This window comes from Catellatospora vulcania (assembly GCF_009720385.1).
Classification (GTDB): domain Bacteria; phylum Actinomycetota; class Actinomycetes; order Mycobacteriales; family Micromonosporaceae; genus Catellatospora; species Catellatospora vulcania.
Genome location: NZ_WARX01000001.1, coordinates 257,538 through 271,391, shown reverse-complemented (window position 1 = coordinate 271,391; position 13,854 = coordinate 257,538). Strand labels below are relative to the sequence as shown.

The following is a 13,854-nucleotide window of genomic DNA, read 5'->3' as shown; positions in this document are numbered from 1 at the left end:
GTGCCCGCCACTCGGTACCCTGGCCTGGTGGAAACCGCCGCGCCCGCCGTCGAGATCCTGGCTCCCGACGTCTGGCGTGCCCGCCGGCAGGCGCACGAGAACCTCGTGGACGGCTGGCTGGCGTTGCACCTGGCACGCCGCCGCGACGGCGTGAAGCACCCGGTCCACGACTTCCTGTTCACGTACTACTCGCTGCGGCCCGCGCAGCTGCGCCGCTGGCACCCCGGCCACGGCGTGCTGCTGCGCGACGGCGAGCCGGACCGCGACTACCTCGCCGTCGACGGCGGGGTGCGGCTCGACCCCGCGCTGCTGGCCAAGCGGGCCGACTCGGTGCGCTGGATCCGCGACCTGCTGGCCGCGACCGCCTCCCGCCCCGCCCAGCTCGGCTGCTTCGGCATGCACGAGTGGGCCATGGTCTACCGGCAGACCCAGCAGGAGGTCCGGCACAACTCCTGGCCGCTGCGCCTGTCGCCCGCCGCGACCGCCGAGGTCGTGCAGGACCGGGGCGTACGCTGCACCCACTTCGACGCCTTCCGCTTCTTCACCGCCCCGGCCCGCCCCCTCAACGCGCACCAGCCCACCCGCGAGCTGCAACCGGTCCTGGAACAGCCCGGCTGCCTGCACGCGAACATGGACCTCTACAAGTGGGCCTACAAACTCTCCCCGCTGGTGCCGAGCGAGCTGGTCACCGCCTGCTTCGCCCTCTCCCGCGAGATCCGCGAACTCGACATGCGCGCCAGCCCCTACGACCTCGCCGACCTGGGCTTCCCCCCGGTCCGCATCGAAACCCCCGAAGGCCGCGCCGAGTACGCCGCCGCCCAGCGCTCCTTCGCCGACCGCGCCGCCCCCCTCCGCGCCGCCCTCACCACCGCCTGCGACCACCTCCTCGCCGCCCACGGCTGACCCGGCTCCGGCTCCGGCTCCGGCTCCCGGCTCCCGGCTCCCGGCTCCCGGCTCCCGGCTCCCGGCTCCCGGTCATGATCGCTGTTTCGTGTCAAGATCTGCGTTTTGACCACAGGTTTTGACCGCAAACAGCGATCTTCGCCCCTGAACCGGCGCACGGCCGCACTTTCCGCCCGCGAGCAGCGATCACCGCCCCGCAGGCGTACTTCCGACCGGAAACGGCGATCACCGTCGGCCGGGACGGCGCGACGGTGATCGGGGCGAGCAGGCGCTGGTGGCGCCGGGTCAGGCGATGCAGGCGCAGACGATGAGGGCCGCGCCGAAGTGGGTGGCCGCGGTGACCTTGGCGGCGGGGTGCGGCTCGATCTCGGCGATCATCTCGCCCAGGCGGCCCGGGGTCAGCCAGTCCAGGGCCAGGAAGGCCAGGGCCATCAGGCCGATGCCGAGCACACCGAAGATCACCGTCGAGGCCAGGCCCTTGCCGAAGTCCTCGTAGCTGGTGAAGATCGCGGTGAACACGATGAGGGCGATGCCGAGCTGGTTCGCGGCCAGCAGCAGCGCCGCGTTGCTGCTGCGCTGGTGCCAGATCAGCTCCCGCAGGCGCCCCGGCGTCAGCAGGTCCACCACCACGAAGCCGACCGCCATCAGGCAGATCCCGGCCACCCCGAACACCACGCTCTGCCACGCACCCGTGACCAGGTCCTGCACCATGTACGCCTCCACTGCATCCGATGTCGCTCGGGAGGCTAGCGGACGCCCGCAACACGGGCGTCCGCACGGGTCAGGCCAGGTTGTCTACAGCGCACCCAAGTACTTGATCCGCTCGTACGGGGTCACCTCGCGCCGGTACTCCTCCCACTCCGCGCGCTTGTTGCGCAGGAAGAAGTCGAACACGTGCTCGCCGAGCACGTCGGCGACCAGCTCCGAGCCGGCCATGACGTCGATCGCCTCGGACAGGTTCTCCGGCAGCGCCGAGTAGCCCATCGCACGGCGCTCGGCGTTCGACAGCGCCCACACGTCGTCCTCGGCGCCCGGGGGCAGCTCGTAGCCCTCCTCGATGCCCTTCATACCGGCCCCGAGCAGCACCGCGAAGGCCAGGTAGGGGTTGCAGGCCGAGTCCATCGAGCGGACCTCGACCCGGGCCGAGTTCGGCTTGCCGTACGCGGGCACCCGCACCAGGGCGGAACGGTTCAGGTGGCCCCAGCAGACGTACGCCGGGGCCTCGCTGATCCGGTCCGGGATCATCTGCGGGAACAGCCGCTTGTAGGAGTTGACCCACTGGTTGGTGACCGCGGTGAACTCCCGCGCGTGGGTTAGCACGCCAGCGATGAACGCCTTGGCGGTCTTGCTCAGCTTGTGCGGGTCGGCCGGGTCGTGGAAGGCGTTGCGCTCGCCCTCGAACAGCGACAGGTGCGTGTGCATGCCGCTGCCGGGCTGGTCGGTGAACGGCTTGGGCATGAAGGTGGCCCGCACCCCGTGCGACAGCGCCACCTCCCGCATCACGTGCCGGAAGGTCATGATGTTGTCGGCGGTGGTCAGCGCGTCCGCGTACCGCAGGTCGATCTCCTGCTGGCCGGGGGCGACCTCGTGGTGGCTGAACTCCACGGAGATGCCGATGCGCTCCAGCGCCAGCACCGCCTGGCGGCGGAAGTCGCGGGCGATGGCGTGCGTGGTGTGGTCGAAGTAGCCGCCCGAGTCGACCGGGGTCGGCACGCCGCCGTCCGCGGGCGCGTCGGCGAGCAGGAAGAACTCGACCTCGGGGTGGGTGTAGAAGGTGAAGCCCTTGTCGGCCGCCTTCGACAGCGCCCGGCGCAGCACGTGGCGCGGGTCGGCCCAGCTCGGGGTGCCGTCGGGCATGAGGATGTCGCAGAACATGCGGGCGCTCTCGCCGGAGCCGCCGCCCTCGAACGGGAACACCTGGAACGTGGTCGGGTCCGGCATGGCGATCATGTCGGACTCGTACACCCGGGCGAAGCCCTCGATGGCCGAGCCGTCGAAGCCGATGCCCTCCTCGAAGGCCGCCTCCAGCTCCGCCGGGGCGACACTGACCGACTTCAGGGTGCCGAGCACGTCGGTGAACCAGAGGCGCACGAAGCGGATGTCGCGCTCCTCAAGCGTACGCAGCACGAACTCCTGCTGACGATCCACGGCATGCCTCTCTCGGACGAGATCTCCGGGCCAGTCTGGCGCGGCCTCATTACGCGCACGTTACGCCATCCTCCAGCTGTACGCCGGAGCACGGTGATGCCGCAACTTCGACGCCCTTCACCCCGTTGGAAGGGTCAGTGACACGGAGCTCCCCTCGATGCGCAAGGAGCGCCCATGAACCGCCTGGACTCCCTCTTCCCGGTGCGCCACCGCACCATCGCGGGCGGTATCGCCCTGGGTGGGCTGCTGATCGGCGCGCTCACCCTGGCCGGGGTGCTCGGCGCGACGCATCGCCAGCAGCAGGCCCAGGCGACCGAGGCGATCCGCAAGACCCTGCCGATCACCGCCACCCAGCCGCAGCTGCAGGCGGCGCTGCTGGCCGAGGTCGACCTGCCGGCCAGCTACGCCCCGCAGCTGCCCAGCCCGTCGCCGCGGGTCCGCGCGCCCCGGCCGGAGCGCTGCGCGGCCCTGCTGGGCGCGCCGGACGAGCTGATCCGCACGGCCGCGGCGACGGTGGCCACCCACCCGAAGGCCCGCGTGCAGCCCTCCGCCCAGGCGGTCTCCGGGCACCGCGGACCGACGTTGATAACGCAGGTGCTCAGCACCTTCTCCGGCGACGGCGCCCTGGGCACCCTGAACGAGCTGCGCCGGATGGGCCAGCGCTGCCGGGACTTCAACGCGGTGCTCGACGACGGCACGGCGGTGCGGGTACGCGTCGAGGACGTGCCCCGTGACCGGCTCCCGGCGGACCTGCTGAAGCTGGAGGGCGACGCGTACGCGCTGCGGTTCACGCTCACCGGCAAGGACCGCACGATGACCGGATATCTGGCGCTGGGCCGGGTCGGCGGGGTGCTGTCGATGCTGCGCGAGATGGAGTCCGGCGAACGCCGGGGCGCGGTCGCCGACCTGGGCCGGTTCACCGGGCTGCTGGAGCAGGCCGCGAAGAAGCTGCTGCCCATCACCCTCGGCGGCGCACAGCCGAGGCCGCAGGGCTGACCTGGACATTGATCACCATTGAGGCGTCCGTTTAGGATGGCGGGGATCTCGGCCTGATCCGGCCCCACCCCTCCCCCAAGGTGTGTCCATGCCCCCGTCTGACAACGCGCCCGCGCAGCCGAAAGCGGTCTGGGCGGAGCGGTTCGCCGGCATCCTCGCCGGGTCGTTCGCGATCCCGCTGCTCGGCGAGATCCTGCTGGCGGTGCTGAACAACGAGGACTTCGACTACCTGCGCACCGCCATCACGGCCATGGTGCTGGGCGTCGGCGCGGCGATCCTGTACGCCTCGCAGGTCGGCCGCATCGTCTTCCAGCGGGCGCGGGCGGGCTTCCTCATCGTCGCCGGTTTCGCCACCGCCACCCAGGGCTTCCTGCAGGCGGCGCGGCCCGAGTGGCTGCGCGGCGACCCGATCGAGGGCATCGTCGGCATGATCACCCTGATCCTGGGCCTGTCGGTGTTCGCCATGGGCTGGTTCTACTTCCGGGTCGAGGCTCCGGTGGCGGAGGCGGTCGCGATCCCCGCCCCGCGCGAGCCGCTGCCGATCGAGACGGTCTCGTTCGTACGCGCCCAGGGCCGCTACGACACCGCCAAGCACACCAAGTACTTCGACGCCTGCCGGGCCGCGCTCAGCCTGGACGTGCTGCACTACGTCGCCTATTACGAGGGCCGCAACCAGGTCTTCGCCATCGACGTCTTCGACCGCCTGGAGGACTTCCAGCCGGTGGAGACCACCCAGGCGCAGCGGCGCGAGAAGTACCACGAGAACGGGCCGCAGATCATCGACCTGATGGCGGAGCTGGACGGGCGGTTCAGCCCGCTGGAGACGGGTCCGCTGATCCGCATGGTCTTCGACGTGGAGCAGGGCGCGATCTACTACTACATGATCAACAGCAGCCCGGCCGTGCACGTCATCGGCGTCACCCTGGACCAGGCCCAGATCCACACCGCCGACGACGCCCTGGAGAAGCTCTCCGTCGAGCTGCGGCGGCGCTCCGGCCGCCTGCCCATCACCCAGCAGAACACCTAGGGGGTACACGTTGCGCCGCCTGGCCTGGCTCGCCCTCGCCGTCCTGATCGGCCTCGGCACCGCCGCGGTCACCGGTGTCCGGATCGCCGACGCCACCGACTCGACGCCCTACCTGCTGGCCACCGCGGCCCTGCTGGCGATCGGCCTGTACGGCAGCACGTACGGCATCGACCTCGCGGCCGCCCGGCAGGACCGTCGGCTCATCGTCACCGCGGTCACCGTCGGCGTGGTCGTCAAGGCCGCCGTGATCGGCGTCGCCCTCGCGCTGGCCTGGCAGGACCCGTTGTTCCTGCTGCTGGGCATCGTGGTGGCGCAGATCGACCCGCTGTCGGTCGCCGCACTGCTGGGCGACGACCGGCTCTCGCCGCGGGCGCGCACCGTGCTGGCCGCGTGGTCCTCGTTCGACGACCCGATCACGGTGGTGCTCACCGTGTACGCCGCCGCTGTCGCGGTCGACACGTTCGGCCTGGGCACGCCCGGCGCGCAGGGGGTGCACGTCGCGGACGGGCTGCTGGCGTACGCCGCGGATCTGGCTTTGAATCTCGCCTTCGCGGGCCTGGTGTGGCTGCTGTGGCGGTACGGCGTCCGGAATCGGCCCCGCTGGGCGACCGCCCTGCTCGCGCTCGCCGTGGCCGTGGCGGTGTGGCAGTTCTGGATGCTCGGCCTCGCGCTGGTCGGCCTGTTCCTGCGCCCCGCCTGGCTGGAACGGCTGCTCCCCCGGATCACCCAGGGCGCGCTGTACGCCGCGACGGTGCTGCTCGGGCTGCTGCTCATCGGCGGGATCGCGCTGCCGCAGGGCATCAGCCTGGGCGTGGCCGCGTTCGCCGCGCAGATCCTGGTCGGCTGGCTGCTCACCCGGAACATGCCCGCCGCCGACCGGCTGCACCTGGCCTTCGCCCAGCAGAACGGGATCACCGCGATCATCCTCGCGCTGCGCCTGGAAGCCCAGTTCGCCGGCGTGGTCGCCGTCGTCGCCCCCGCCGTCCTGGTCACCAACCTGACCCACTACGCCGCAAACCACCTCCTCGACCGCCGCGCCCGCACCCGCACCCCCGCTTGATCGCCCGACTTGCCTGGCAAGTGGCCGAATGCGGTCCCGCGCGCCCCAGACCCGCCCATGATCGCCCGACTTGCCTGGCAGGTGGGCGAATGCGGTCGCAAGATACGCTCAGGTGCCTGGCAAGTCGAGCGATCATGGGGCGGGCCGACCGGAAGGGGTCGGGCGGGACTGTGGCAGGGCACACGCCTGGTGGGAAACACGCGGCGGGTGGGGTGTGCGAGAAGATGAGGGCATGACCGCCACGCTGCGTCTCGCTCTCGCCCAGGTCAACCCGACGGTCGGCGACCTCGCCGGCAACGCCGCCATCGTGCGCGAGTGGTCCGCGCGGGCCGCCGACGCCGGCGCGCACCTGGTCGCCTTCCCGGAGATGATGCTGACCGGATACCCGGTCGAGGACCTGGTGTTCCGGCAGTCCTTCGTCGAGGCCTCCCAGCAGGCGCTGTTGAAGCTGGCCGCCGACCTGGCCGCCGACGGGCTGGGCGAGCTGGCCGTGATCGTGGGTTACCTGGACGCGGACGGCCCGGCGCGGCTCGGCGCGGACTCGACCTCCCCGGTCGGCCCCCGCGACTCGCTGGCGCTGCTGCACCGCGGCGTGGTCGCCGCCCGCTACGACAAGCACCACCTGCCCAACTACGGCGTCTTCGACGAGGACCGCTACTTCGTGCCCGGTGACACGCTGACCGTGGTGCGGGCGCAGTGGGCCGACGGCAGCCAGGCCGACCTCGCGTTGACCATCTGCGAGGACATCTGGCAGGCGGGCGGCCCGTTCGCGGTGGCGGCGTCGGCCCGGGTCGGGCTCGTGATCAACATCAACGGCTCGCCGTACGAGCTGAACAAGGACGACCTGCGGTTGCCGCTGGTGCAGCGCCGGGCCGCCGAGGCCGGGGCGGCCGTGGCGTACGTCAACATGATCGGCGGCCAGGACGAGCTGACCTTCGACGGCGACTCGATGATCGTGGCCACGGACGGCACGCTGCTGGCCCGCGGCCCGCAGTTCCACCAGGCGCTGCTCGTGCACGACCTGCACCTGCCCGAGGCCGACCCGGACGCCCCCGCCGGGCACCTGGGCACCATGCGCGTCGCCCGGGTCCCGCTGACCACCTCCTGGGCGGCCCCCGAGGGACCTGCCGCCGACGCGGGTCTCGCCGACCGCCTCGCCGACGAGGCCGAGGTGTGGAACGCCCTGGTGATGGGCCTGCGCGACTACGTACGCAAGAACGGCGCGAAGTCGGTCCTGCTGGGCCTGTCCGGCGGCATCGACTCCTCGGTCGTCGCCGCCATCGCGGTGGACGCGCTCGGGGCCGAGCACGTCGTCGGCGTATCCATGCCCAGCGGCCACTCGTCGCAGCACTCCCGCGACGACGCCGCCGAGATGGCCCGCCTCACCGGCCTCGACTACCGGGTCGAGCCGATCCAGCACATGGTGGACGCCTTCCTGTCCAACCTGAACCTGTCCGGCCTGGCCGTGGAGAACCTGCAGGCGCGAGTGCGCGCGGTGATCCTGATGGCGCTGTCCAACCAGGAAGGGCACCTGGTGCTCACCACCGGCAACAAGAGCGAGCTGGCCGTGGGCTACTCGACGCTGTACGGCGACTCGGTGGGCGCGTTCAACCCGCTCAAGGACGTGCCGAAGACGCTGGTGTGGAAGCTCGCGCACTGGCGCAACACGGTCGGCGAGGTCATCCCGGAGAACTCGATCACCAAGCCGCCGAGCGCGGAGCTGCGCCCGGGGCAGCTGGATACCGACTCGCTGCCGCCGTACGAGCAGCTGGACGCGATCCTGGCCGGTTACGTCGACGGCGACCAGGGCCGCGACGAGCTGGTCGCCGACGGGCACGACCCGGCGCTGGTGGACCGGATCCTGCGGCTGGTCGACGGGGCGGAGTACAAGCGCCGCCAGTCCGCGCCCGGCACCAAGATCTCGTTCAAGGCGTTCGGCCGCGACCGCCGCCTGCCCATCACCAACCGCTGGCGCGAAAGCTGAGCAGCGCTGAGTGAATTAGTGCACTGAACCCTGACATCGGGTGTTCAACAGGTGGAAACATTCTCCTGAGACCCGGGGACCGTGAACGCGGCCTCGAGGCGAGAGGAGACAGCGATGTCCGACAGTGTGCCCTCCCTCTACGGCGGGCCGGCCGGCTCGCGGGTGCGCACCCGCCACCTGCAGCTGGCCAAGGAGCGCGGCGAGAAGTGGGCCATGCTCACCTCGTACGACCAGTACACCGCGCAGATCTTCGACGAGGCCGGCATCGCGGTGCTGCTCGTCGGCGACTCGGCGGCCAACAACGTGTTCGGCTACGAGTCGACCCTGCCGGTGACCGTCGAGGAGATGCTGCCCCTGGTCCGCGCCGTGGTCGGCGCCACCAAGCGGGCGCTGGTCGTCGGCGACCTGCCCTTCGGCACGTACGAGGAGTCCCCCGAGGTAGCGCTGCGCACCGCGGTGCGCTTCATGAAGGAAGCCCGCTGCCACGCGGTCAAGCTGGAAGGCTTCCGCCCAGCCCAGATCGAGATGATCACCGGCGCGGGCATCCCCGTCATGGCCCACCTGGGCTTCACCCCCCAGTCCGAGCACCAGCTCGGCGGCTACCGGGTCCAGGGCCGCGGCGACGACGCGGCCGCCACGCTGCTGCGCCAGGCCCGCGAGGTCGTCGACGCGGGCGCGTTCGCGGTCGTCCTGGAGATGGTCCCCGGCGACGTCGCCAAGCAGGTCACCGCCGAGATCGGCGTACCCACCGTGGGCATCGGCGCGGGTCCCGACACCGACGCCCAGGTCCTCGTCTGGCAGGACATGGCCGGCCTGCGCCCCGCCTCCGCCGGCCCCACCCCCCGCTTCGTCAAGAAGTACGCCGACCTCCACAGCGTCCTGGCCCGCGCGGCGGCCGAATTCGCCGCCGACGTCCACGACGGCGCCTTCCCCACCGCCGACCACACCTTCTGAAGCGCCGGAAGGGCGCGCCCACGCCCGCCGCAGGCCGCAACTCTTAAAGAGTCGCGGCCTGCAGGCGGTCGTGAAGGCGCGACTCTTTAAGAGTTGCGCAGCGGTGGGCGGTGGGCGGTGGGGGTGGGTCAGACGTCGGTGACGCGGATGCCGGAGTGGGCCTTGTAGCGCTTGTTCATGGCGATCAGGTTGGCGGTCAGGGATTCGACCTGGCCCGCGTTGCGCAGGCGGCCCGCGTGGATGCCTCGCATGCCGGGGATGCGGCCCGCCAGCGCCTGCACCACGGCGACGGCGTCGCGGTCGTCACCGAGCACCAGGATGTCCAGGTCCATGCGGGCCACCGCGGGGTCGGCCAGCAGCTCCGCGCTGACGTGGTGGAACGCCGCGGTCACCCGGGCCTCGGGCAGGATCGCCGCCGCCTGCTGCGCGGCACTGCCCTCGTCGACCTTCAGCGCGTACGGCCCCTGCTTGTCGAAGCCCAGCGGATTCACGCAGTCCACCACGATCTTGCCGACGAGCTGCTCGACCAGCCCGGCCAGCGTATCGGCGTGCCCGGCATAGGGCACCGCCACGATCAGCACGTCCGAGCGCCCCGCCACGTCGGCGTTGTCGCCGCCGCTGACGTCCCCGCCGGACAGCTCCGCCAGCTCGGCCGCCGAGGCCGCCGCCCGGTCCGCGCTGCGGGAGCCGATCAGCACGCGCTGCCCGGCCAGTGCCAGCCGGTACGCCAGGCCGCGGCCCTGATCGCCGGTGCCACCGAGGATGCCGACGGTCAGCTCGCTGACGTCGGGAAGGGAAGCCAGGTCCAATGCCATACCCGATCTTCGCACTGAACGGGCGTTCATCGCGCTATGACATGGCTCGCAGGAACAGCACACCTGCGACAGTGACCCCGAAGGCCACGATGACCGCCCGCAGCGTCCGCGCCGGCAGCCGGCGCCCCACCCGCGCGCCCGCGAACCCGCCCAGCAGCGTCGCCGGCACCAGCACCGCCACCGCCGGCCAGTAGACCGGCCCGAACAGCGAGTACATCGTCGTGGCGACCAGGCCCACGACGAGCTGGAGGATGTTCTTCAACGCCACGATGCGGTTCATCGACTCGACGACGACCACGCTCAGCACCGCGATCAGGATGACGCCGAGCACCGAGTTGAAGTAACCGCCGTACACCCCGACGGCAAAGAGCAGCACGAACCGCAACCAGCCCGGCTGCGCGTGCGGCTCGCCCACCAGGCGGCCCACCCGCTCCTGGAACGCCAGCAGCAGCGACGCGGCCAGCACCAGCAGCGGCATCAGCCTGGCGAACACGCCCGGCGGCGTATGCAGCAGCAGCACACAGCCGGTGACCGCGCCCAGCAGCACCGTCGGCGCGAGCGCCCGCAGCCGCGCGCCCTGCCCGTACAGATCCTGCCTGGTTCCCAGCACGCTGGCGGAGTATCCCCCAGTCACCGAGACCGAGTTGGTGACCGTGGCCTGCACCGGCGGCACGCCCAGCGCCAGCAGCGCCGGCAGCATGATCAGCGACCCACCCCCAGCCACGGCGTTGACGCTCCCGGCTGCCGCGCCGACAGCCCCGAGCAGCACCAGCGCAGAGAAATCCATCGCCGCCGAGGCTATCGCCCCTGCCCCGCCCACCCCCGCCGCACCCGCCGCACCCGCCCGCGCGGCGGCGGCGGCGGCAAGATCGCTGTTTGGTGTCAGATTGTGTGGTTCGGCCACAGCTTTCGACACCAAACAGCGATCTTCGCCGTCGGCGGCGCGCCGGGTCCGGCCGGGTGCGGTCACCGGGCGGGAGAGGTGGGGCGCGGTGGGACGTATCATGGTCAACGCGACGGACGAGTCGGCCGGGCGGTCGCGTCATCACGGGCTCCGGCCCGGCGGTGCCGAGGAACGTCCGGACTCCACAGGGCAGGGTGGTTGTTAACGGCAACCCGGGGCGACCCGCGGGACAGTGCCACAGAGAACAGACCGCCCGCCGCCCCCCGGGGCAGCGGGTAAGGGTGAAACGGTGAGGTAAGAGCTCACCAGCACCCCGGGTGACCGGGGTGGCTAGGTAAACCCCACCCGGAGCAAGACCAAGAAAGGCCGCTCGATCCGCTTCGGCGGGCGGGTGGCCGCGCGGACGTTCGAGGGTGGCCCGCCCGATGTCCGCGGGTAGGTTGCTCGAGCCTGCCGGCGACGGCAGGCCTAGATGGATGGCCGCCGCCGCGCGCGAGCGCGGCACAGAATCCGGCGTACAGGCCGACTCGTCCGTCCCTGTACCGGCCGCCGAGCTTCGAACGTCACTGACCTGCGAAGACTCTGGGCAGTCGCCGCCGTTGGCCGTCGTCGTCGGCCATCATTTGCCGCCCCGTGACGGCCCGTGCCACCTCCGACGGCCCGGCCGCGGCCCAGCACGGCGACCGGGCAGAACTGAAGATCGTGCGGCGAGACCGCTGTCACGTCCAGCTCGATATGCTGGCCAGCATGAGCGAAGTCGGCGCGTACACCGTGGATCTTGCATTTGAGGTGACCACGACTGACCACGATCCCGACCGGCTCGCTCGAATGGCAGCAAGGTTTGCCAAGCAGCTCCCTGAGGGATCCCAGACCTTGCGCGTCAGCGCAGCAGATGATGCAGGAGTGGCGAGGGTGGCCGCCAGGGTGCCGGCGACCAGCCTGGCGCGAGCGTTACACGGCGTGGCCACAGCGCTGGAGTTGGCCGCCTCGCAGGAACCCACCGGGATGGCCTCGCTCGGCCACATGTGCCACGCCGTCATCGCCTTGGAGCAGTAAGCCAAGGTGGCGTCCCAGGCGACGCAGCGCTCCACGGTGCGGGACCATGCCGCGTTCATCACCGCATGAGCCATCCTGGCTATCCCGCCGCACGCAAGGGGTTAAGAAGGTGCCCTTCCACAACCTATGGCGATGTGAAGGTGCCCTTCCTTGACTGGGGGCGGGGGGACGGGCGCGGGAGTGGCGTGGGGGTCGGGGTGGGCAGGTGCTGGAGGTGCTGGGCGGCGGCGTACACGAAGAGCACCACGCCGAGCATCTCGCACAGTTCCTCGGCCGAGGCCGCGAGCACATAGCGCAGGGAGGCCCAGCCGGGAGTGAAGCCGATGTTCTCGCGGCCGGAGTACGCGCCGAGCACTTCGATCCCGGCCGCGCCACCGAGGAACAGCGCGGCCGCGCCGAGCATGAGCCAGCGCACGCGCGGCGGCAGGGCGAGCAGGAAGCGCAGGTACGACAGGCCCAGCACGAGCACCAGCGGGGCGGCGAGCACCAGCCAGGACAGGTACGACGCCCCGCCCGCGTCGAGCACGTCGGCCTGCGCCCCGAGTTCGTGGAACTGCGAGAACTCGTCCAGCGACAGCGCGGTGAAGACGACTGCGAGCACCCGCCAGTGCCGGTGGAAACGCCCGCCGGACGCCCGGTCCGCGCCGCCGAGCTGCCACAGCAGCAGCGCCGCGAGGAACAGCAGCCCGCTGGAGAACCAGGTGGGCAGGTTCTGCTCCTTGTCGACGTAGAAGAACTTGACGATCCGGCCCCAGTACGGAATCAGGTCGTACAGCCCGAAACCGTGGTAGACGACGGTGAAGCCGAGGCTCAGCAGGTGGATCGCGGCCACGCTCCACAGCAGCACGCGTAGCAGCTTCGAGGCGGGCACGTCGAGTCTCATGCCTGACCAACGACCCGGCGACGGTCCGCAGCACGGTGTACGCAGGTTCCTCCCCCGACCGGTTCTGTGCCATAGTCGCACCGTGTCCGATACCCCCGCACGGATGCTCGCGCTCGCCGGTGTCCTGATCGCCCTGCTGAGCCTGGCCGTGGCCCTGGCCGGCTACCGGCGCACCCGGCTGGCCCTGAGCGCTCGGCTCTACCACATCAACAACTTCGGGCCCGGTGACGCGAAGGAGTTCCTGATCGCGACGACGGTGACGAACGGGACACTCGGCGCGGTGCAGGTGGTGACCTGCGAGTTCGAGGTGAAGGGCCTGCGCGGGCGGCACATGGTCGGCGGGCAGAGCCGCAAGGGACCGGATTTCCCGTACAAGGTGGAGGGTCACCACTCGGCCACCTGGACGGTCCCGGTCGCCGACGTGGCCGAGCTGCTCAAGGTGTATGGCAAGCAGACCGCGAAGATCCGGGCGGTGCTGGCGCTGGGCAGCGGGCGGGTCGTGAAGGGCGGCTGGTTCCGCTTCGACCTGGACAAGTGGGCGGCGGGTGGCGAGAAGGCGAAACCGGCCGGGGCGCGCCCGCAGAGCCCGGCGAAGTCGAAGGCCTGAGCCCGTGACCGGCGTGGACATGTACTGGCAGCGGGTGCCGGAGGCGGATCTGGCGGGTTCGCCGCGCCGGCTGTGGGACGGCTCGCCGGTGTTCGACGACGCGGCGTGCGAGCGGGCGCTGGCCGACGGCACGTTGCGCGCGGTCCCGGAGCACTACCTGCTGCTGGAGGTGCTCTTCGCGGGCAGCGCCGGGCCGGGCCACCCGGTGGCGGGGCTGGTCGTGTCCGGCGGGGCCTGGCATCCGGTGGACCTGTCCGGGGCGTCCGACGACGAGATCGGCGTGCTCACCGCAGGTGAGGTCCGCTCGGTGTCGGAGTTCCTGCGGGAGACGCAGCCGTCGTCGTGGATCGCGCAGCGCGAGGGCGAGCTGGCCGCGGTGCTGCGCGGCTACTCCACGCGCTCCTGGGACGAGCTGCTGGCGCGGCGGCTGGCCCGGCACGCCGACGGCCTGGCCGAGTTCTACCACCGCGCGGCCGCCGACGGCGAGGCCGTCGTGAAGGTCCTGCTCGGCTGACAC

General features: G+C 71.4%; 14 protein-coding genes and 1 other RNA gene. 10 read left to right on the top strand and 5 right to left on the bottom strand.

What is annotated here, in order from left to right:
- Positions 1 to 27: 27 nt before the first annotated feature.
- Positions 28 to 903, top strand: coding sequence for an RNA-binding protein (locus F6W97_RS20415; RefSeq protein WP_155372055.1), 876 nt, complete (start codon positions 28 to 30; stop codon positions 901 to 903).
- A gap of 285 nt (positions 904 to 1,188) precedes the next feature.
- Here F6W97_RS20415 and F6W97_RS20410 read toward each other — a convergent pair whose 3' ends face one another.
- On the bottom strand, positions 1,189 to 1,614 hold the full coding sequence (locus F6W97_RS20410; protein ID WP_155372054.1) for a DUF350 domain-containing protein: 426 nt from the start codon (positions 1,612 to 1,614) through the stop codon (positions 1,189 to 1,191).
- Positions 1,615 to 1,698: 84 nt separating this feature from the next.
- Positions 1,699 to 3,051, bottom strand: coding sequence for a glutamine synthetase family protein (locus tag F6W97_RS20405; protein WP_155372053.1), 1,353 nt, complete (start codon positions 3,049 to 3,051; stop codon positions 1,699 to 1,701).
- Between the two features lie 174 nt (positions 3,052 to 3,225).
- Between F6W97_RS20405 and F6W97_RS20400 the strand changes: the two genes are divergently transcribed.
- From F6W97_RS20400 to panB, 5 genes are all read left to right on the top strand, one after another.
- Complete coding sequence (locus F6W97_RS20400; protein ID WP_155372052.1) at positions 3,226 to 4,047, top strand: hypothetical protein; 822 nt, start codon at positions 3,226 to 3,228, stop codon at positions 4,045 to 4,047.
- A gap of 88 nt (positions 4,048 to 4,135) precedes the next feature.
- Positions 4,136 to 5,074 (top strand): hypothetical protein, encoded by a 939-nt coding sequence (locus tag F6W97_RS20395; protein WP_155372051.1) that lies wholly within the window; start codon positions 4,136 to 4,138, stop codon positions 5,072 to 5,074.
- Between the two features lie 10 nt (positions 5,075 to 5,084).
- Positions 5,085 to 6,134, top strand: a complete 1,050-nt coding sequence (locus F6W97_RS20390) for a hypothetical protein (protein WP_155372050.1) — start codon at positions 5,085 to 5,087, stop codon at positions 6,132 to 6,134.
- 232 nt (positions 6,135 to 6,366) lie between these two features.
- On the top strand, positions 6,367 to 8,118 hold the full coding sequence (locus F6W97_RS20385) for an NAD+ synthase (RefSeq protein ID WP_155372049.1): 1,752 nt from the start codon (positions 6,367 to 6,369) through the stop codon (positions 8,116 to 8,118).
- A gap of 114 nt (positions 8,119 to 8,232) precedes the next feature.
- On the top strand, positions 8,233 to 9,072 hold the full coding sequence (panB, locus tag F6W97_RS20380) for a 3-methyl-2-oxobutanoate hydroxymethyltransferase (protein WP_155372048.1): 840 nt from the start codon (positions 8,233 to 8,235) through the stop codon (positions 9,070 to 9,072).
- A gap of 128 nt (positions 9,073 to 9,200) precedes the next feature.
- Here panB and npdG read toward each other — a convergent pair whose 3' ends face one another.
- Together npdG and F6W97_RS20370 are read right to left on the bottom strand one after the other, a co-directional pair.
- Entirely contained in the window at positions 9,201 to 9,887 is a 687-nt protein-coding gene (npdG, locus tag F6W97_RS20375) for an NADPH-dependent F420 reductase (RefSeq protein ID WP_155372047.1), read from the bottom strand.
- Between the two features lie 34 nt (positions 9,888 to 9,921).
- The gene (locus F6W97_RS20370) at positions 9,922 to 10,674 is read right to left on the bottom strand and encodes a sulfite exporter TauE/SafE family protein (protein ID WP_155372046.1); all 753 of its coding nucleotides are present in this window, start codon (positions 10,672 to 10,674) and stop codon (positions 9,922 to 9,924) included.
- A 234-nt stretch (positions 10,675 to 10,908) separates the two neighbouring features.
- On the opposite strand from F6W97_RS20370, the gene rnpB reads away from it, so the two are divergent.
- Positions 10,909 to 11,325: RNase P RNA component class A (gene rnpB, locus F6W97_RS20365), an RNA gene on the top strand.
- Positions 11,326 to 11,424: 99 nt separating this feature from the next.
- A complete protein-coding gene (locus F6W97_RS20360) occupies positions 11,425 to 11,847 on the top strand; it encodes a hypothetical protein (RefSeq protein WP_155372045.1) in 423 nt (140 codons plus the stop codon).
- A gap of 124 nt (positions 11,848 to 11,971) precedes the next feature.
- On the opposite strand, the gene F6W97_RS20355 is transcribed toward F6W97_RS20360, so the two are convergent.
- A complete protein-coding gene (locus tag F6W97_RS20355) occupies positions 11,972 to 12,730 on the bottom strand; it encodes a hypothetical protein (RefSeq protein WP_155372044.1) in 759 nt (252 codons plus the stop codon).
- An 82-nt stretch (positions 12,731 to 12,812) separates the two neighbouring features.
- Here F6W97_RS20355 and F6W97_RS20350 point away from each other — a divergent pair, with 82 nt between their 5' ends.
- Together F6W97_RS20350 and F6W97_RS20345 are read left to right on the top strand one after the other, a co-directional pair.
- Complete coding sequence (locus F6W97_RS20350; protein ID WP_155372043.1) at positions 12,813 to 13,337, top strand: hypothetical protein; 525 nt, start codon at positions 12,813 to 12,815, stop codon at positions 13,335 to 13,337.
- Between the two features lie 4 nt (positions 13,338 to 13,341).
- Complete coding sequence (locus F6W97_RS20345; protein WP_155372042.1) at positions 13,342 to 13,851, top strand: DUF1877 family protein; 510 nt, start codon at positions 13,342 to 13,344, stop codon at positions 13,849 to 13,851.
- Positions 13,852 to 13,854 lie beyond the last annotated feature (3 nt).